A 21,474-nucleotide genomic window follows, 5' to 3' on the forward strand; every position below is an offset into this window, starting at 1 on the left:
GTGTGCTAGCTCTTCCTAAGGTCAGCGTGACTCGTCGGCGAATTGCGCCGTCAGTCTTCTGAGGAGTTGTTGTAAGCCAGGTCGATCAGGTCGTCGATATCGAGCTCGTCGATCGATTCCTCGGTGATGCTCTGCTCGATCTCGCCGGGGCTTTCCTGCCCGCCGGCGAGTTTCATGAGGGCATCCAACAGGCCCGCGTCGCGCAGGCGGGTGAGCGGAATCGTTTGAAGAGCCCGGCGAATATCGTTCTCCGACAGATCTGTCGATGGGCCGGTGTGATGCTCGTCGCTGAACTCGTCGGCCAGGTATTCGGCCAGCGCCTGCGGCGTCGGGTAGTCGAATACCAGCGTGGCCGGCAACCGCAGGCCCGTCACGGCTTTGAGGGCATTGCGGAACTCGACCGCGGTGATCGAATCGAAGCCCAGCTCGCTGAAGGCCCGGTCGGCCGCGATCGCGTTAGCGTTCTGATGACCGAGCACCGCGGCGACCTGACCGCGAACGATTTCGGCGAGCACACCGAGGCGTTCGCTCTCGGGAGTATTCGCCAAACGAGTCCGCAGTGCCGCCGGCGCGTCCGAGGCGGCTTTGCGGCGCGCGGGGGCCAGGCCGGACAGCAGCGCCGCGGCGAACCCCGCGTTGCGGAGGCTCTCCAGATCGAGGCGGGCGAGGATCGGAGCCGCCGTATCGATTCCGGTGGCCGCGGCGAACAATGCCAGGCCCTGTTCCTCCGACAGCGGCAGCATGCCGGAACGGGACATGCGCTGCCGGTCGACCTCGCTGAGCTCCGTGGCCATACCGCCGTCGGTGCCCCACAGACCCCACGCCAGCGACTGTCCGCTACGCCCGGATGCCCTGCGGTGCAATGCCAAGGCGTCCAGGCAGGCGTTGGCCGCGGCATAGTTGCCCTGACCGGGGTTGCCGAACGCACCGGCCGCCGAACTGAACAGCACGAACGCCTTCAAGGGCAGATCGGCGGTCAGCTCGTGCAGGTGCAGGGCGGCGTCGACCTTGGGCCGCAGGACCGTGTCCATGCGATCCGCGGTGAGTGAACCGATGGCGCCGTCGTCGAGCACAGCGGCCGTATGGAACACACCCGTGAGCGGGCGGTTCGCCGGGAGGGCGGCCAATACCTGCGCGAGCGCGTCACGGTCGGTGACATCGCAGGCGACGAACTCGACCTCGGCACCGAGATGCTCCAGTTCCGCGCGCAACTCGGCTGCGCCCGGAGCGGATTCACCGCGGCGGCTGAGCATCAGCAGGTGACGGACACCCTGGGTGCCGACCAGATGCCGGGCGAACAGTCCGCCGAGGAAGCCGCTGGCGCCGGTGATCAGAACGGTTTCGTCCGGACCGAGAGCGGAACTCGGCGCCGAGGCGGTCGACGCGGCGGCTCGGGCGAGTCGCGCGACATGCACCTGACCGCCACGGACGGCGGCCTGGGGCTCCCCGGAGGCCAGGATTCCGCCGAGCAGCCCGTGCAGGTCGGAATCGGCGTCCACCAACACGATCCGGCCCGGGTTCTCCGCCTGCGCGGAACGCACCAGACCACCGACGGCGGCACCGGCCAGGTTCGTAATGTCCTCTCCAGCAACCGAGACCGCGCCGCTGGTCCGAACCACCAGCACCGACTCGGTGTACCGGTGATCGGTAATCCAGGACTGAAGTGCTTGCAGCACACTGTGAGTCGCGGCACGAACGCCGGCGGGATCATTACCCGCCGGGCAATCCAGCACTACCGCGGCCGGGACCTCGTCACCGAGATCCGCCCAGGACACGACGCTGACCTCGGCCTCGGATATCGAGAGCGGTGTCCAATCGACCCGGAACAGCGCGTTGCCGACGGTGGATGCGCCGGTGGTCAGCTGCGCGGGATCGATTGGCCGGGAGGCCAGATGCCGCACCGTCGCCACCGGAGCACCGGTCGGATCCGCCAGATCCATGGCCACCGCATGCTCGCCGACGCGGGTCAGCCGGACGCGCAACGCGCCCGGTTCCGCCGCGTGCAGGGTGACACCGGACCACTCGAATGGCAATGCCGGTCCGGTTCCCTCCGCGGACAGGTAGCCCGCCAGGCGCAGGGCGTGCAGCGCGGCATCGAGCAGCGCGGGATGCAGACCGAAACCCTTGGCTGCCTGTGGATCCGGAAGCGCGACCTCGGCGAACACGTCATCGCCGCGCTGCCATACCGCCTGCAATCCCTGGAAGAAGGGACCGTAGCCGTACCCGGCATCGAGCAGCTCGTCGTAGACACCGTCGATGGGCAGGGGCTGCGCACCGACCGGAGGCCATGAGGTGAGGGCGACAGGGGTCTCCACCTCTTCCGGCGCAAGTGCGCCTTCGGCATTCAGCGTCCACGGCGTGGCGGAATCGACGTCGCCATCGGGGCAGGAGTAGATCCGCACCGCGCGACGGCCGGTTTCGTCCTCGGCCGCCACCACGATGCGCACCGCGACGCCGCCGGACTCCGGCAGCACCAGCGGAGCCTGGAGCACCAGATCCTCCAGGCTGGTGTGGCCCACTCGCTCCCCGGCATGCAGGGCGAGTTCGACCAAACCGGTGCCGGGGAACAACACGGTGCCCAGGACCCGGTGATCGGCCAGCCACGGATGGGTCTCCACCGAGAGGCGACCGGTCAGGATCACCGCGCCGGAGTCCGGTTGTGACACCATCGCCGAAATCAGAGGGTGTCCGGTAGCCGCCAGACCCATGGACCGGGCGTCACCAGCACCCGCGGACCCCTCGCGCATCCAGTAGCGGCGGCGCTGGAAAGCATAGGTGGGCAGGTCGATTCGCTGGGCTGCCGTCCCGGCGTACACACCGGACCAGTCGACGGGAGCGCCGGCCACGAACAGCCCGGCGACCGCGTTCCACACGGCCGACGCATCGGCATGGTCTCGACGTGCCAGCGCCACCACCGTTGCGGCCGAGCCATCCCCGTCATCGAGGGTCTGGGCGACCATCGGGGTCAGCACCGCGTCGGGTCCGACCTCGGCGAATCTGGACACACCCATACCCGCCATCGCGGTCACCGCATCGGCGAAACGCACGGTCTCTCGAACCTGATCCACCCAGTACGACGGATCCGACATCTCGTCACCGATCCGGGCACCGGTCACGGTCGACACCAACGGGATACTCGGGCGGGCGAAGGTCAAACCCTCGATCGCCGTGGCGAATTCGGCCAGCATCGGCTCCATCGAGACCGAATGGAAGGCATGCGAGACGCGCAACCGGTGCGTCCGCCAACCCTGCTCGGCACACCGCTCAGCGATAGCAAGGACATCATTCTCGACGCCGGAGAGCACGACCGACGACGGACCATTCACCGCCGCGATCGACACTTCACCGGCCACCAGCAGTGGCAGCACATCGATCTCGGAGGCGCCGACGGCCACCATGGCCCCACCGGCCGGCAGCGCCTGCATCAAACGGCCACGCGCGGCCACCAATACGCACGCATCCGTCAGAGACAACACCCCGGCCACATGAGCGGCAGCGACCTCACCGATCGAATGACCGGCCACCACATCGGCACGCACGCCCCAGGATTCGAGCAGACGGAACAACGCCACCTCGAACGCGAACAATCCCGCCTGCGCGAACACCGTCCGATCAACCAGATCAGCGCTCGCCAACGCCTCGCTCAACGAAACCGACTGCCCCAGCAGCGGATCCAGCCCGGCGACAATCGCATCGAACGCCTCGGCGAACACCGGATACGCGGCATGTAGCTCGGCAGCCATACCGGCCCACTGCGCACCCTGACCCGAGAACACCACACCCGTCGAACCCGACACCACACGACCGGTCACCACACCGGGTGCCTGCACACCCGCAGCCAGTGCCCGCGCTCCCGCGAGGAGACCATCACGGTCCTCGGCCACGACCACCGCGCGATGCTCGAACACGGCGCGCGTCGATGCCAGCGAGAAGCCGATATCGATCGGATCATGTTCGGCCACAGCCGATGTCAGGCGAACAGCCTGACCGGCGAGAGCCTCGTCGCTGCGTGCCGAGAGCATCCACGGCACTACCGTCGGCACCGAGTCCGCCAGGGGACCCTGTTCCACCGTGGCGGTCGCCGGGGCCTGCTCGACGATGACGTGTGCGTTGGTGCCACTGATCCCGAACGAGGACACACCCGCACGACGCGGACGATCCACCTCCGGCCACGCCACCGCCTCGGTCAACAACCGCACATGGCCCTCGGACCAGTCGACCTTCGTGGAGGGCTGATCCACATGCAGGGTTCGGGGCAGCACCCCGTGCTGCATCGCCATGATCATCTTGATCACACCACCCACACCGGCCGCGGCCTGAGCGTGACCGATGTTGGACTTCAGCGAACCCAACCACAACGGACGGTCTGCCTCACGATCCTGGCCGTAAGTCGCCAAAAGCGCTTGAGCCTCGATCGGATCGCCCAGCGTCGTACCGGTGCCGTGGGCCTCCACCGCGTCCACCTCGACCGGCGAGACACCGGCATTGGCCAGCGCTTGGCGAATGACCCGTCGCTGCGAAGGACCATTCGGCGCGGTCAGACCATTCGACGCGCCATCCTGATTCACCGCCGAACCAGCGATCACCGCGAGCACCTGATGCCCGTTGCGCTGCGCGTCGGACAACCGCTCCAGCACCAGAACGCCAGCGCCCTCGGACCAGCCCACGCCATCGGCCGCGTCAGCGAAGGACTTGCACCGTCCATCCGGGGACAGACCCCGCTGACGACCGAACTCGAGGAACATGTCCGGGGTGGCCATCACAGCGACACCACCGGCCAATGCCAGATCGCACTCCCCCGACCGCAGCGACTGCGACGCCAGATGCAGCGCCACCAGCGACGACGAACACGCTGTATCCACGGTGACCGCAGGGCCTTCCAGGCCGAACACGTAGGACACCCGGCCCGAGACCAAACTGCCCGCGGCGCCGCTGCCGGTACCGGTCGCCTGGGCGTAGTCGTGGTACATCACACCGGTGAAGACACCGGTCGAACTGCCGCGCAGCACCGCCGGATCCACACCGGCGCGCTCCAATGCCTCCCACGAGACCTCCAGCAGCAACCGCTGCTGAGGATCCATCACCGTGGCCTCATTGGGACTGATCCCGAAGAAGTCCGCATCGAATTCCGCTGCGGAGTACAGGAATCCACCTTGGCGGGTATAGGTCTTGCCCGCCTTGCCAGGTTCGGGATCGTAGATGCCGTCGATGTCCCAGCCGCGGTCCATCGGCATGTCGCCGGTGGTGTCGATACCCGAGGTGACCAGACCCCACAGGTCTTCGGGCGAGGCGACGCCACCGGGGTAGCGGCAGCTCATCGCCACCACCGCGATCGGGTCATCGCCGGTTCGGACCCGGCTGACCACGACCTCCTCGACGGCTGCGCTGCCGGTGAGCTGAGAGTCGATGAACTCGGCGACGATCTGCGCGTTGGGGTAGTCGAAGACGAGCGTCGCGGGCAGTTGCAGACCGGTCGCGGCATTGAGCTTGTTGCGGAACTCGATGGCGCTCAACGAATCGAAACCGAGCTGCTGGAAAGCCTGCTGGGGTTCGACAGCTGCCATGGAGGCGTGCCCGAGGATCTCGGCGGCCACCGAACGGACCAGGTCGAGCTGAGCGGTCTTGCGATCGGCGTCCGACAGTCCGGCCAGCGTGCGCAGGAAGGCCTGGCCCGCCGCCGGCGTCCGGCGCCGGACCGGGGCTGGTACGAGCGCGCGGACCAGAGCGGGAATCTGCTCGCCCCGCGTCCGTAGCACGGCCTTGTCGACCCGCAGCGCCACCAGCTGGGCGGCATCGGTCGATATCGCCGCATCGAACAGCGCCAGGCCCTCGGCCTCGGAGAGCGGCGGGAAACCCTGCCGGCGCATCCGGTCGAAGTCGTCCTCGGACAGTTCGGTCCCGAGTCCGCTCGAGCGCGCCCACATTCCGTAATCCAGGGATGTGGCAGGCAATCCCAGGCCGCGGCGATGAGCCGCCAGCGCATCCAGGAAGACATTCGCCGCGGCGTAGTTCGCTTGGCCGGCGGCCAGCACCAGGCCGCCCGCGGACGAGACCAGCACGAACAACGACAGCGAGAGGTCGTGAGTGAGCTCGTGCAGATGCCAGGCCGCGTCGACCTTGGGCCGGAAGACGCCGTCGATGCGATCCGCGGTGATCGACTCGATCACGCCGTTGTCGGCGGTTCCCGCCGCGTGCACCACACCCGTCAGCGGATGCTGATCCGACATGCTGTCGAGCAGTGCCGCGAGCGCGTTTCGATCGGAGACGTCGCACGCGGCGATGGTGACCTCGGCACCGAGCTCGGCCAGCTCCCGACGAAGCTCGGCAGCGCCGGGAGCATCCAGGCCACGCCGAGAGGTCAGAAGCAGATGGCGCACACCGTGTTCGGTCACGAGGTGCCGGGCGATCACCGCGCCCAGACCACCCGTGCCACCGGTGATCAGGACAGTGCCCGGTGTGGTCGATCGATCGATCGTGCCGGGTGCGTGAGCGGTCAGACGCGGCACGAACACGCTCGCGCCCCGGAGCGCCAGCTCGGGCTCCGACGCGACAGCGGCGGCCACGGCCGCCACGACGGACGGATCACCGTATTCATCCAGATCGAGAAGCTGGAAACGACCGGGGTTTTCCGCTTGCGCGGCACGCAGCAAGCCCCAGACCGGCGCCTGCGCCAGATCCACGGACTCGGAATCATCCACGGACACTGCGTGTTTGGTGAGCACCACCAAACGGGAACCGGCGAAACGAGTGTCGGACAACCAACCCTTGACGGCGTCGAGGACGCTGGTCGCGACCTGCCGTGCGGCTCGAGGCGGCACATCGTCGAAGTGCGGGCACTCGAACAAGACGATCTCGGGAACAACCGAATCGGGATCGGCATCCAGATCGGCGATCAATCCCGCGAGATCACGATGATCGACGGTCGCCGGCGACGGCGCGACAGCGACCCAATCCACCCCGAAGAGGGCTTCCGACACCCGGTCCGCGCCCAGGCGTTCAGCCGACACCGGCCGAGAGACCAAGGCCCCCACCGACATCACCGGCCGGCCCTGCGCATCGGCGAGCTGCACAGCGAACCGGCCCTCTTCACGCACGATGCGCACCCGCAGCGCGGGAGCAGCTGCCGAGTGCAACACGACCCGGTTCCAGGTGAACGGCAGCACGGCGGCATCACCGTCACGGCCATGCACGATCCCGACATGCAGGGCCGAGTCGAACAGTGCCGGATGGATCCCGAAACCCTTGGCGTCCTTCGGGTCCGGCAGCGCGACCTCGGCGAACAACTCATTGTCGCGCTGCCAGGCCGCCCGCAATCCTTGGAAGAACGGGCCGTAGCCATAGCCGATGTCGAGCAGCTCGTCGTACACGCCATCGACGGGCAAGGGCCGCGCACCGGCCGGAGGCCAGGCGGTGAGGTCGAAGTCGGCCACCACCTCGCCCGGCGCGAGAACACCTTCGGCGTGGAGCGCCCACGGGCCCTGTGCCGTCTGCTGTGAATGGACGGTCAGCCGACGACGACCGCCGTCGTCGGCCGCGGCCGCCACCACCTGCACCGCGACACTGCCGTCGGCCGGCAGCGTCAGCGGGGTGTGCAGCACGAGCTCCTCCACCACCGCGCAACCCAGCAGACCGCCGACGTGGCCGGCCAGCTCGACGAAACCGGTGCCCGGCAGCAGCACGGTGCCGAGCACGCTGTGGTCGGCCAGCCATTCGACCGAGTCCAGCGACCAGCGGCCGGTGAAGCTCACCGCGCCCGAATCCGGGTGCGGCACAACCGCACCGAGCAGGGGATGGTCCACCGCGTCGAGACCGACCGAGGTGACTCCGCCCAGTTCGGCGCCGAGCCACGACTGGGCCAGCATCTGCCGGGCATCGAGCCAGAAGCGCTCGTGCTGGAAGGCGTAGGTGGGCAGGTCGATTCGCCGAGCCCCGGTACCGGTGTAGAAGCCGGCCCAGTCCACCTCCGCGCCGGAGACGAACAGCCCGGCCACCGCACTGACGACGGTCGTGGCGTTCGCGTTGTCACGCCTGGTCAGCGCGAGTGTGGTTGCGGTATCCAGAGTTTGGGCGACCATCGGGGTCAGCACCGCATCGGGACCGACCTCGGCGAACCTGCTTACGCCCAGGCTGGCCATTGCGGTGACCGCGTCGGCGAAACGCACCGTGTCCCGGACCTGACCGACCCAATACGACGGGGCCGACATCTCGTCGCCGCCCTCGGCGCCGGTCACGGTCGACACCAACGGAATACGCGGGCTGGCGAAGGTCAAACCCGCTATGGCCGTGGCGAATTCGGCCAGCATCGGCTCCATCAGGGTCGAATGGAAGGCATGCGAGACACGTAGTCGATGTGTCCGCCAGCCCTGCTCGCTACAGCGCTCGACGACAGCGGCGACGTCGTCCTCGACACCGGACAACACGACCGACGACGGGCCATTCACCGCCGCGATCGACACCTCACCGGCCAGCAACGGCAACACATCGGACTCGGAAGCACCAACCGCGACCATCGCCCCACCGGCGGGCAAAGCCTGCATCAACCGGCCACGCGCCGCTACCAACACACACGCATCCGACAGAGACAACACACCCGCCACATGCGCGGCAGCCACCTCACCAATCGAATGACCCGCCACCACATCCGCACGCACGCCCCACGACTCGAGCAGACGGAACAACGCCACCTCGAACGCGAACAAACCCGCCTGCGCAAACACCGTCCGATCAACCAGATCGGCGTCCGCCAACGCCTCGCTCAGCGAAACCGACTGCCCCAGCAACAGATCCAGCTCAGCGACAATCGCATCGAACACCTCGGCGAACACCGGATACGCCGCACGCAGCTCGGTAGCCATACCGGCCCACTGCGCACCCTGACCCGAGAACACCACACCGGTCGAACCCGACACCACACGACCGGACACCACACCGGTAGCCGATGCACCCGCGGCCAATGCCCGCACACCTGCCAGCAGACCATCGCGGCCCGCGGCCACGACCACCGCACGGTGCTCGAAAACGCTGCGCGTCGATGCCAGCGAGAAGCCGATATCCGCCGGATCCTGGTCGCCCGCAAGCGATGTCAGACGCTCGGCCTGAGCGGCGAGGGCCGCGCTACCGCGCGCCGAGACCACCCACGGCAGCACTCCACCGGCCGGGACGGTCACGTCCACGGCCGGAGCCGGGTCCGCCGCCGGAGCCTGCTCGACGATGATGTGCGCATTCGTGCCGCTGATACCGAACGAGGACACACCCGCACGACGCGGACGATCCACCTCCGGCCACGCCACCGCCTCGGTCAGCAACCGGACATGGCCCTGGGTCCAATCGACTTTGGTGCTGGGCGCATCGACGTGCAGCGTCTTGGGCAGCACGCCGTGGCGCATCGCCATCACCATCTTGATCACACCACCCACGCCCGCGGCGGCCTGGGCATGACCGATGTTGGACTTCAACGACCCCAACCACAGCGGACGATCGGCATCCCGGTCCTGCCCATACGTGGCCAGCAGCGCTTCGGCCTCGATCGGATCACCCAGTGTCGTGCCGGTGCCGTGGGCCTCCACCGCATCGACGTCGGCCGAGGACACCCCGGCATTCGCCAGCGCTTGGCGGATCACCCGCCGCTGCGACGGACCGTTCGGCGCGGTCAGGCCATTCGACGCGCCATCCTGATTCACCGCCGAACCGGAAACCACCGCGAGCACGTCATGACCATTGCGGCGGGCGTCGGACAGCCGCTCCAGCACCAGCACACCGGCGCCTTCGGACCACGCCACACCGTCGGCGGTGTCGGAGAACGACTTGCTCCGCCCGTCCGGGGCCAACCCGCGCTGGCGGCTGAACTCCACGAACGTTTCCGGCGTCGCCATCACCGCGACACCACCGGCCAATGCCAGATCACACTCCCCCGACCGCAGCGACTGCGACGCCAGGTGCATCGCCACCAGCGAGGACGAGCACGCCGTATCCACGGTGACCGCCGGGCCCTCCAGCCCGAACACATACGAAACCCGGCCGGAGGCAATGGATCCCGCGTTCGCGTTGACCGGATAGTCGTGATACATCATGCCGGTGAACACCCCGGTCGAACTGCCGCGCAGTTCCGCCGGATCGACTCCGGCCCGCTCCAACGCCTCCCAGGAGGTTTCCAGCAGCAGGAACTGCTGCGGATCCATCACCGCGGCTTCATTGGGGCTGATGCCGAAGAACGCGGGATCGAATTCACCTGCGGAGTGCAGGAATCCACCCTCGCGCGTGTAGGTGGTGTGCGGCGTCTCGCCGGTGGGGTCGTACAGACGGTCGGTATCCCAGCCTCGGTTCACCGGGAACTCCGACGTCGCGTCGGTCCCGTTCGCGACCAGACTCCACAGCTGCTCGGGAGAACTGACGCCGCCCGGGTACCGGCACGCCATGCCGACGATCGCAATCGGTTCGTCGTCGGCGGCCTTGGTGGCCGTAACGGCGATGTCGCGCCCGGTGCCGGTGAGCTCGCCGGCCAGATAGGCGGCCAGACTCCGTGGTGTCGGGTAGTCGAAAACGACTGCGGCCGACAGTGACAGGCCGGTGGCGGTCTTGAGCCGGTTGCGCAACTCGACCGCGCTCAGGGAATCGAATCCCAGGTCCTGGAAGGCGGAATCAGGTTCGATCGCGGAGGCACCGTCGTGACCGAGCACGGCCGCGATGTGGGTGCGCACGGTCGCGAGTACCGCCTGCCGCTGCTGGTCGGCATCCAGACCGGTGAGTCGTTGCCGGAGACCGGATGCCGCCGCCGAGGTCGTCGCCGCCGGACGCCGGGCAACGGCCGGCGCCAGTTCCCGCAGCAGCGGCGGCAGGAGTCCCGACTCGGCGCGAGCGCGAATCGCGGCGGTGTCCACCGCCGCGATCACCGCCAGCGTCGTGTCCTGAGCGAGGGCCGCATCCCATCCGGCCAGTGCCTGCTCGTCCGGCATCGCGGTGAAGCCGCCGCGGCTCATCCGGGCCACATCGGTCTCACCCAGGTGTCCGGTCATGCTGCTCGAGCGTGCCCACGGACCCCAGGCCAGCGATTGCCCGGCCAGTCCCCGTGCACGCCGGTGCGCCACCAGGGCGTCGAGGAAGGTGTTCGCGGCGGCGTAGTTGGCCTGCCCGGGTCCGCCGATGGTGCCGGACACCGAGGAGAACACCACGAACGCAGCCAGATTCAGATCCGCGGTCGCCTCGTGCAGGCGCCAGGCGGCGTCCGCCTTCGGCGCCAGGACCGCGTCCAGCCGCTGCGGGGTCAGGGACGCGATGATCCCGTCGTCGAGCACACCCGCGGCGTGGATCACGGCGGTCAGCGGCTCGGGTGCGTCGGCCAGGAGGCGGGCCACCGCGTCGGGGGCGGTGACGTCACAGGCCGCGACTCGCACCTGTGCGCCCAGGTCCGTCAACTCGTCATAGAGGGCTGTCACGCCCTCGGCCTGCGGACCGCTGCGGCTGACCAGCAGCAGCGACCGGACGCCGTGCTCGACGACCACGTGCCGGGCCACCACGGCGCCCAAACCGCCTGTGCCGCCGGTGATCAGCACCATTCCCGCGCCGAAGGCGGATTCCTCGCCACGTGTGGATGACACGGGTGCAGGCCGGGTCAGTCGAGCGGTGTGGGTGACGCCGGCGCGCACGACCACCTGGGGTTCGTCCACGGCCAGGACGGTGGCCGCGAGTCGCTCGTCGAGGCCGGTGTCCGCGTCCACCAGGACAATTCGGCCCGGGTCCTCCGTCTGCGCGGTACGGACCAGGCCCCACACGGCGGCACCCGCGAGGTCGGTGAGGTCTTCACCGGGCAGGGCGACCGCGCCGCGCGTGGCGACCAGCAGGGCGCTCGAGGCGAACCGGTCCTGATCCAGCCAGACCTGCACCACCTCGAGGATTCGTGCGACCTCGGTGTGGGTGGTGGTCACCACGTCGGTGCCGGTGTGTTCGTTCCAGCCGGACCCGGCCTCGACGATCACCACCGGGGGTACCGGTGACTGCGGATCCAGCCGATCCCACCGGCCCACAACGACATCCGCCACCACGGGCTCGGACGCGGTCGGCGACCACACCAGTTCCAGCAGCGGATCGGCCGCGCCGCTCGCACCGGCGGCGGCCAGCTGCGCCAATGGCATCGGGCGGGGCGTCACCGAACCCGCCAGCACGGGTTGCCCCTGCTCGTCGCTCGCCCGCACCGTTACCGACGATCCGGTCGTGGTCAGACGCACGCGCAGCACCGACGCTTCGGCCGCGTACAGCGACACCGACTCCCAGGAGAACGGCAGCACCACCCGGCCGGCCGCCACCGCGAACGGTGAATCCGGCTGTCCCGCAGACTCTTCGGACACTCCGGCCAGCAGTCCCGCCTGCAAGGCCGCGTCCAGCAGAGCCGGATGGATGCCGAAACCCTCGGCTCGCATACCGGTATCGGTATCGACGGCGACCTCGGCGAACACCTCGTCGCCGCGCCGCCACAGCGCCCGCACGCCCTGGAACGCCGGGCCGTAGTCGTAACCGCGTGTCAGCAGGGCCGTGTACGCGGCCGAGACGTCGAGACCGGTCGCCTCGGCAGGCGGCCAGGTCTGCGATCCGGGTTCGGCGGCGTCGTCGCGGGTGGTCAGCAGACCCCGCGCGTTGAGTACCCACTCTCCATCGCGATCGTGTTCGGCGCGAGAGTAGATCGATACCGGCCGTTGCGTGAGTTCGTGTTCCGGCCCGCCGACGACGACCTGGATCTGCACACCGCCGGACGCGGGCAGGACCAGGGGCGCGCGCAGCGTCAGTTCCTCGATCGCCGGGCACCCGGCTTCGGCGCCGGCGCGCAGCGCCAGCTCCACGAAACCGGTCCCGGGCAGCAGGACCGACCCGGCCACCGCATGGTCGGCCAGCCAGGGATGGGTGGCCACCGACAACCGGCCGGTCAACAACACGCCACCGGATTCGGGTTCCGAGACCACCGCGCCCAGCAGCGGATGCTGCACCGCACCCAAACCTGCGGACTCGACACCGGCGGCGCCGTGTGCAGGTTCGAGCCAGTAGCGGCGGCGCTGGAAAGCGTAGGTGGGCAACGACACTCGCGAGACGGGCCGATCGGCGAAGAACGCGGTCCAGTCCACCTCGAGGCCGACCGTGTGCGCGTGGGCCAGGCAGGTGACGAACTGCTCGACCTCGGCCCGGCCCCGGCGGGCTCCGGCGATCACCGACGACTGGGGTTCGAGGTCCTCCGGCAGGCATTGCCGGGTCATGGCCGTCAGGACCGCATCGGGACCGATCTCCAGGAATCGCCGCACACCCGAGGCCGCGAGGGTCTCGACGCCCCGGGCGAACTGAACACCCACCCGCACCTGCTGGACCCAGTAGGCGGGCTCGAGTACCTCATCACCGGCGATCCGGCCGGAGAGATTCGAGACCAGGGGAATCTGCGGGCGGCGATAGGTCACCTCCCGTGCGACGGTGGCGAACTCGGCCAGCATCGGGTCCATGCGGTGGGAATGGAACGCGTGCGACACCCGTAGCCGCGAGGTCTTGCGGCCACGGTCGGTGAACCACTGCTCGAGCGCCGTCACCGCGTCCTCGTCACCGGAGACCACCACGGCCGCAGGCGAATTCACGGCGGCGATGGACGCGCGGTCCGCATGGTCGGCGAGCGCCTCGGACACCTCGCGCTCGGTGGCCGCGACGGCCAGCATCGCGCCGCCCTCGGGCAGCCGGCCCATGAGGCGGCCGCGCGCCGCGACCAGCCGGCACGCGTCCGGGAGCGACCACACACCGGCGACGTACGCGGCGGCCAGCTCACCGATCGAATGGCCGATCAGGAAATCCGGTGTCACGCCGAAGGATTCCAGGAGCCGGCACAGTGCGACCTCGTAGGCGAACAGTGCGGGCTGGGTGAACTCCGTCCGATCCAGCACGGCGGCATCGGCAGCGCCGGCCTGCCCCCCGGTGAACATCACCTGCTTCAGCGAACCGCCCAAGAGTGGGTCGAACTGCGCGCACACCTCGTCCAACGCGGCGGCGAATGCCGGGAACGCCTCGGCCAGTTCACGTCCCATCCCGGCCCGCTGTGCGCCCTGCCCGGTGAACAGGAAGGCTGCCTTGCGCGTGACCGCCTGCGCCGCCGTCACGCCCGCGGCAGTGCTCGCCGATCCGTGTTCCGCGAGCGCTGCCAGTCCGGCGAGCATGGCATCCCGATCGCCGGCGACCACCGTGCCCCGCCAGTCCAGCCGGGCGCGGGTCGTCGACAGCGAATAGGCGATCTCGTCGATGGTCAGGTCGGGGTGTTCGGTCACCCACTGCCGCAGTTTGCCCGCCTGCGCGCGCAGGCCGTCCTCGGTCTTCGCCGAGACCAGCCAGGCAGAGACATCGGACGCCACGGCCCGCGCACCCTGATCGGGGGCCTCGTCCGCGGGTTCGGCGGGGGCCTCCTCCAGAGCGGGGGCCTCTTCCAGGATCAGGTGTGCGTTCGTGCCGCTGGCGCCGAAGGAGGACACGCCGGCGCGACGCACCCGCTCCCCCGCCGGCCACGGTTCGGCCGCGGTGAGCAGCCGCACCGAGCCCGCCGACCAGTCCACGTGCGGGGTCGGAGCGTCGACATGCAGTGTGGCGGGTAGCGTTTCGTGCCGCAGCGCCTGCACCATCTTGATCACGCCGCCGACACCGGCCGCGGCCGAGGTGTGCCCGATGTTCGACTTGAGCGAGCCGAGGCGCAGCGGAGCTCCGACGCGACCGCGACCGTAGGCGGCGATCAGGGCCTGCGCCTCGATCGGGTCGCCGAGAGTGGTGCCGGTGCCGTGCGCTTCGACCACATCGACGTCGGCGGGCGTGAGGCCGGCACTGGCGAGAGCCTGCGCGATCACCTTTTCCTGCGACGGACCGTTCGGTGCGGTCAGGCGATTGCTGGCGCCGTCCTGGTTGATCGCGCTGCCGCGGATGACCGCGAGGACGGGGTGGCCGAGACGGCGGGCATCCGAGAGTCGCTCGATCGCTAGCATGCCGAGGCCCTCGGAGAACCCGGTCCCGTTCGCCGCCGCCGCGAAGGCCTTGCACCGCGCGTCCGGGGACAGCGCGCGCTGGCGGCCGAAGGCGATCAGCAGGGCCGGATCGGACATCACGGTGACGCCGCCGACCAGGGCGAGCGAGGTGTCGCCCTGCCGCAGCGCCTGGCACGCGAGGTGCAGGGCGACCAGCGACGACGAGCACGCGGTGTCCACCGAGAGCGCCGGACCCTTGAAACCGAAGGTGAAGGCGACCCGGCCGGAGAGGATGCTGGAGGAAACACCCAGGTAGGCATGACCTTCCGCCTCGGCGGTCAGGCCCGGCGAACCCACGCGGGGGCCGTAGTCCTGATGGATCACACCGGCGAACACACCGGTGTCGCTGCCGCGCAACGACACCGGATCGATGCCCGCATCCTCCAGGGCCTCCCAGGCCGCTTCCAGGAACAGGCGCTGCTGCGGATCCATCGCCTGGGCCGCGCGCGGGCCGATCCCGAAGAATCCGGCGTCGAAATCGCCTGCCGCATCCAGGAATCCGCCTTCGCGGGTGTAGATGGTGCCCGGCGTATCGGGATCGGTGTCGAACAGCCGCTCGAGGTCCCAGCCGCGGTCGGCCGGGAAGGGCCCGATGGCGTCGGTGCCCGAGGCGACCAGATCCCACAGCTGCGCCGGGGTTTCGACCCCGCCCGGATAGCGGCAGCTCATGCCGACGATCGCGATCGGTTCGCCGGCCCGGTCCTCCAGGTCCTGGATGTGCTTCTTGGCGGCGCGGAGGTCTCCGGTGAGCTTGCGCAGATACCGGCTGAGCCGTTCCTCGTTGCTGGTGCCGGGGTTGCTCATGCTGGGCCAAACTCCTCGTCGATCAGATCCAAGAGCTCACTGTCGGATAGCGCAGTGTCGGAATCGAATTCGAGATCGTCGTAGCCGCTGCGCGACCACGTGCCGCCCAGGTGGGCGACGAGGCGCTCGTTGACGCCCCGCAATCCGGTGACGATCTCGTCGTTGTCGCTGCTGTTGGCGATGATTCGCTCGAGCAGTGCCTCGAGCCGCGCCAGGTCGTCGGCCGTCGCCGACGGCGGTTGCGCCGGCGCGGTCACCACGGTCTGCGCCAGCAGGTAGTCGGCGACATCACCCGCCGTCGGGTAGTCGAATACCAGGGTCGAGGGCAGCGACAGCCCCGTCACCTTCGCCAGCCGGTTTCGGAATTCCACGCCGCCGAGGGAATCGAAACCGAGTTCGTTGAAGCCCCGATCGGGTCCGATGTCGTCGGCCGAGCCGTAGCCCAGCACCGCCGCCACATGTTCCCGCACCAGGTCCAGGACGAACCCGCGGCGCTTCGCCTCCGCCACACCGTGCAGACGGTCCCCGAGCGACTGCGCACTGCTCGGCGCCGTGACCGACCGGGTGCGAGTACGAACGAATCCGCGCAGCACCGCGGGCACCGGGCCGGAATGCGATTCCATACGCAGTTTGTCGGTGTCCAGCCGCGCCGGCACCGACACCGCTTCCGCCGTGGTCAGCGATTCGTCGAACAGGCGCAGGCCCTCGGCACGATCCAGCGGGGCCAGGCCCAGTCGCTCCAACCGGTTCATGGCGGCACGATCCAGAACGCCGGTCATACCGATGTCCTGCTGCCACGGCCCCCAGGCGAGCGCGAGCGCCGGCAGCCCCGCGGCGCGGCGCTGCACCGCGAGGGCGTCCAGGAAGCTGTTCGCGGCAGCGTAATTCGCCTGCCCGGCCGAACCGATCATGCCGGCGATCGACGAGAACATCACGAACGCCGACAGCTTCATGTCGCGGGTGAGCTCGTGCAGAGTCCACGCCGCATCGGCCTTGGGGGCGAACACCCGGTCGATCCGGTCGCCGGTGAGCGTGTGGAAGGCGCTGTCGTCGAGCACGCCCGCGGTGTGGACGACACCGGTCAGCGGATGCTCCGCGGGCACGGCGGCCAGCAGGTCCCGAAGCGCGTCGCGGTCGGTGACGTCGCAGGCGGCGATCCGCACTTCGGCACCGGATCGCGCCAGTTCCGCCGCGAGTTCCGTTGCGCCGTCCGCACTCTCGCCGCGGCGTGAGACCAGAAGCAGGTGCCGCACCCCGTGTTCGGCGACCAGGTGGCGGGCCAGCAGCGCACCCAGTCCCCCGGTACCGCCGGTGATCAGCACCGTCCCGGAACCGAAGGACACCCGCTCGGCCGCCGAGGCTGCCAGCGCCTGTAGTCGCGGCACCAGGACACCATTGCCCCGTATCGCGGCCTGCGGTTCTCCGGTCGCGATCACGGCTCGGATCGAGTCGGCCGAAAGGTGCTGCACACCAGCGGATTCCTCGGCGTCGAGCAGGACGATCCGCCCCGGATACTCGGTCTGGGCGCTTCGTATCAGCCCCCACACCGCGGCCGAACCGGTGTCCGGTATCTCTTCGGGCAGCGCAGCCGCCCGGTCGGTCACCACGACCAGCTGCGACCGCGCGAATCGCTCGTCGGCCAACCAGTCCCGCACCGTACGCCGGGCGGTATCGACCCGATCGCGTACGGATAGCTGCGAATCATCGTGCAGCGCTGCGGCTTCGGACCACACCACGACGCCCGGAACGATCGGAGCCGAGGCGAGTGTCGCCAGATCCGGGTACTGCTCATCGATTCCGGCCACGTGCCCGGGCCCGAGCACGGCCGTGCTCCCGGCCGGGGCGTCGGCGTCCACCTCCGCCGGCACCCAGCGCAACCCGTACCGTGCCGCGCGGCCGCCGGGCAGCGCGGCCCGGAATTGCTGGACGTCGTAGGAGCGCATGAGTACTTCGTCGATGCTGACGACCGGGTTGCCGTCCTGATCGACGGCCACGACGGAGATCGCCTCACCGCTGCGCTGGATGGCCATCACCCGCAGCCTCGTCACCGTGGACGCGGTGTGGAATTGCGTTCCGCCCCAACGGAACAGCAGCTTGCCCTCGGACGCGTCGCCCTGGTGGCCGGGCCAGATCAGGCAGGCGAGTCCGGCATGCATCACCATGTCGAACAGCGCCGGGTGCAGCTGGAACCGGTCGGCCGGGGTGTCCTCGGTCAGGGCGACCTCGGAGAAGACCGTGTCGCCGCTGCGCCAGGCGGCCTCGATACCGAAGAACGCGGGTCCCCATTCCAGTCCGGCGGCACGCGCCACCTGGGCCGGAATCCATTCGGGGTCCACCGGTTCGGCATCGGCGGGCGGCCAGGAAGCGGCGCGCACCATGTCCACCAGCCCGATGTCGATCAACTGCCGGGCGCTGAGGACGCCGCTGGCATTGCGGGTCCATTCGCCGTCGGCGGCATCGCCGGTCAGGCGGTAGTGGAAGGTGAACGACCGGCGGCCCTCGGCGTCCGGTTCCCGCACCAGGACCTGGAGTTCGACCTCGCCCTCCGCCGGCGGCAGGATCGGCGCTTCGAGGGTGAGCTCCTCCACGGCGTCGCAGCCGATCCGCCTACCGGCGACCAGCAGCATCTCCATGAGCGCGGCGCTCGGGACAAGCACCACGCCGTAGGTGGTGTGGTCGGCGATCCAGGGCTGGGCGCGCAGCGACAGCCGTCCCGTGAACAGCCACTCGTCCCGGTCGGCCACCCGCACCACCTCGGTGAGCAGCGGGTGTTCCGAGGCCGCGCCGCGGTGCTCCTCGCGACCGGGTTCGAGCCAGTACCGCCGGTGGTCGAAGGCATAGGTGGGCAGGGCGATTCGCGCCATCGGACGGGCGGTGAACAGCTGGTTCCAGTCGACCGCCACCCCGGCGTTGTGCGCCTGGGCGAGCATCGTCAGGAACTGTTCGACCTCGTCGTGGTCCCGGCGGGCGGCCGCGGCGACCACCGATCGGGCCTCGGCCTCCGCGGGAAGCGTCTGCCGGGTCATCGCCGCCAGCACCGCGTCGGGACCGATCTCGAGGAACCGGCGTACGCCCGACGCCGTCAGCGTCTCGACACCGTCGGCGTAACGCACCGCGGCGCGCACCTGGGACACCCAGTACTCGGGAGCCAGGATCTCGTCGCCCGCGATCCGGCCGGAGACGTTCGACACCAACGGAATTCGCGGTGCATTGAACGTTACGCGCGCGGCGAGGGTCTCGAACTCGGCCAGCATCGGCTCCATCCGAGGCGAATGGAACGCGTGCGACACCCGCAAGCGGTTCGTCTTGCGTCCCTGCGCGGTGAACCGACGGTCGATCTCGTCGACTGCGTTCTCGTCACCCGAGACCACCACGGCCGCAGGCGCATTCACCGCGGCCACCGATACCCGGTCACCGAATCCGGCGATCATGGCAGCGACTTCGGTCTCGGTCGCGGCGACGGCGAGCATCGCACCGCCCGCGGGCAGCGCCTCCATCAATCGTCCGCGGGCCGCGACCAGCTCGCAGGCGTCGTCCAGGGACCACACACCGGCGACGTACGCTGCCGCCAGCTCGCCGATCGAGTGCCCGACCACCAGGTCCGGGGCGAGGCCGAACGACTCCAGGAGCCGGTACATCGCCACTTCGAAGGCGAACAGCGCGGGCTGGGTCAGCCGGGTCCGATCCAAGGCGCCGGTCTCGGCAGCGACTCCGTGATCGTCGATCAGATGTCCGGTGAACATCACTTGCTTCAGGGAGCATCCGAGCAAGGGATCGAACCGGGCACATACCTCGTCCAAGGCCGCGGCGAACACCGGGAAAGCGCCGGAGAGACCCGCGCCCATGCCGACCCGCTGCGCGCCCTGACCGGTGAAGAGGAAGGCGGTCTTCCCGGAGCCCACCGTGCCGGAAACCACTCCGGCGGAGGCGGATCCGGCGGCCAGCTTCGCCAGCCGCGCCACCAGTTCGTCGCGATCACCGCCGAGGACCGCTGCCCGCCACTCGTGCCGGGCACGTGTGGTGACGAGCGAGTAGGCCACGTCCGCCGCGTCGGCGTCGGGATGATCGGTCAGCCACCGGTGCAGTTTCGCCGCCTGCGCGCGCAGGGCATTCTCGCTCTTGGCCGACACCAGCCACGGCAGCACCGTGCGCGGCCCGTCGGCGGCGGGTGACGAGACGACCGGTGCGGTGGGCGCTTCCTCCAGGATCAGGTGGGCATTGGTGCCGCTGACTCCGAACGACGACACACCGGCCCGCCGGGCCGTTCCCCCGGCGGGCCAGGGTTCCGGGCGGGTCAGCAGGCGCACCGCCCCGGCCGACCAATCCACGTGCGGGGACGGAGTTTCCGCGTGCAGGGTCGGGGGCAGGGTCTCGTGTCGTAGCGCCTGCACCATCTTGATCACGCCGCCGACACCGGCGGCCGCGACGGTGTGACCGATATTCGATTTGATCGATCCCAGGCGCAGCGGCTCGCGGTCGCCGCGATCCTGACCGTAGGCGGCGATCAATGCGTTGGCTTCGATCGGATCACCCAGCGGGGTGCCGGTTCCGTGCGCTTCCACCGCATCCACGTCGGCGGGTGCGAGCCCCGCATTGGCGAGGGCCTGCGCGATCACTCGCTCCTGCGACGGGCCGTTCGGTGCGGTCAGGCCATTGCTGGCACCATCCTGATTGACCGCGCTGCCGCGAATGACGGCCAGAATGTCGTGGCCCAGTCGCCGCGCGTCCGACAGCCGCTCCAGGACCAGGACGCCCACGCCCTCGGCGAAGGCCACGCCGTCGGCCGCGGCGGAGAACGCCTTGCAGCGGCCGTCCGGCGACAAGCCGCGCTGCCGCGCGAAATCCACGGAGAGATAAGGGGTTGCGGCCACCGTGACGCCACCCGCCAATGCCAGCGAGGTCTCGCCCTGACGCAATGCCTGACACGCCAGGTGCAGCGCGACCAGTGAGGACGAGCAGGCGGTATCGATGGTGACCGCCGGTCCCTCCAGACCGAAGACGTAGGCCACGCGGCCGGAGACGACGGAGTGGGTGGTGCCGGTCAGCCGGAATCCCTCCAGGTCGCCGGTGACATTGTCGACGTAGCCCGAGGCGCACGCGCCCGCGAACACGCCGGTATCGCTGCCGCGCAACGTGATCGGGTCGATGCCGGATTCCTCCAGAGCCTCCCAGGAGGCTTCCAGCAGCAGCCGCTGCTGCGGGTCCATCGCCAGGGCCTCGCGCGGGCTGATTCCGAAGAAGCCGGCGTCGAAATCGGCTGCGTCGTCGAGGAATCCGCCGCCGCGGCTGTAGACCGTTCCGGGCTTTTCCGGGTCCTGGTCGATCAGGCGCTCGAGATCCCAGCCGCGATCGTCCGGGAATTCCGTGGTGGCATCGGTCCCGGACCGGACCAGATCCCACAACTGCTCGGGGGTGCGGACGCCGCCGGGGAATCGGCAGCTCATGCCGACGATCGCGATGGGCTCGTCCATGCGTGCGCGGCGCGAGACGCGGGCCGGTTTGGAACCGGATTCGGTTCCCTCGATCTTGCTGTGCAGCAGGGTGGCGACCGCCGCGGCGGTGGGGTGGTCGAAGACCAGGGTGGACGGCAGTTGGACACCGGTGGCCTTCGCCAGCCGGTTGCGGAATTCGACGCCGCCGAGCGAGT

2 protein-coding genes (1 of these 2 cut by a window edge) are annotated in these 21,474 nt (G+C 69.5%); both read right to left on the bottom strand.

The window, feature by feature from the left end; genetic code table 11:
* Positions 1-50: 50 nt before the first annotated feature.
* The gene (locus ACFXKA_RS18315) at positions 51-15,827 is read right to left on the bottom strand and encodes an SDR family NAD(P)-dependent oxidoreductase (RefSeq protein WP_379428137.1); all 15,777 of its coding nucleotides are present in this window, start codon (positions 15,825-15,827) and stop codon (positions 51-53) included.
* Positions 15,824-21,474 carry the 3' portion of a type I polyketide synthase gene (locus ACFXKA_RS18320; protein WP_379428159.1) on the bottom strand. The gene runs 8,119 nt beyond the window's last position, so only the last 5,651 of its 13,770 coding nucleotides appear in the window; its start codon lies beyond the right edge, outside the window; it ends in the stop codon at positions 15,824-15,826. Before ACFXKA_RS18320 ends, ACFXKA_RS18315 begins: the two co-directional genes overlap by 4 nt.

Origin of the sequence: Nocardia sp. NPDC059228, assembly GCF_042754245.1 — a bacterium.
Classification (GTDB): Bacteria; Actinomycetota; Actinomycetes; order Mycobacteriales; family Mycobacteriaceae; genus Nocardia.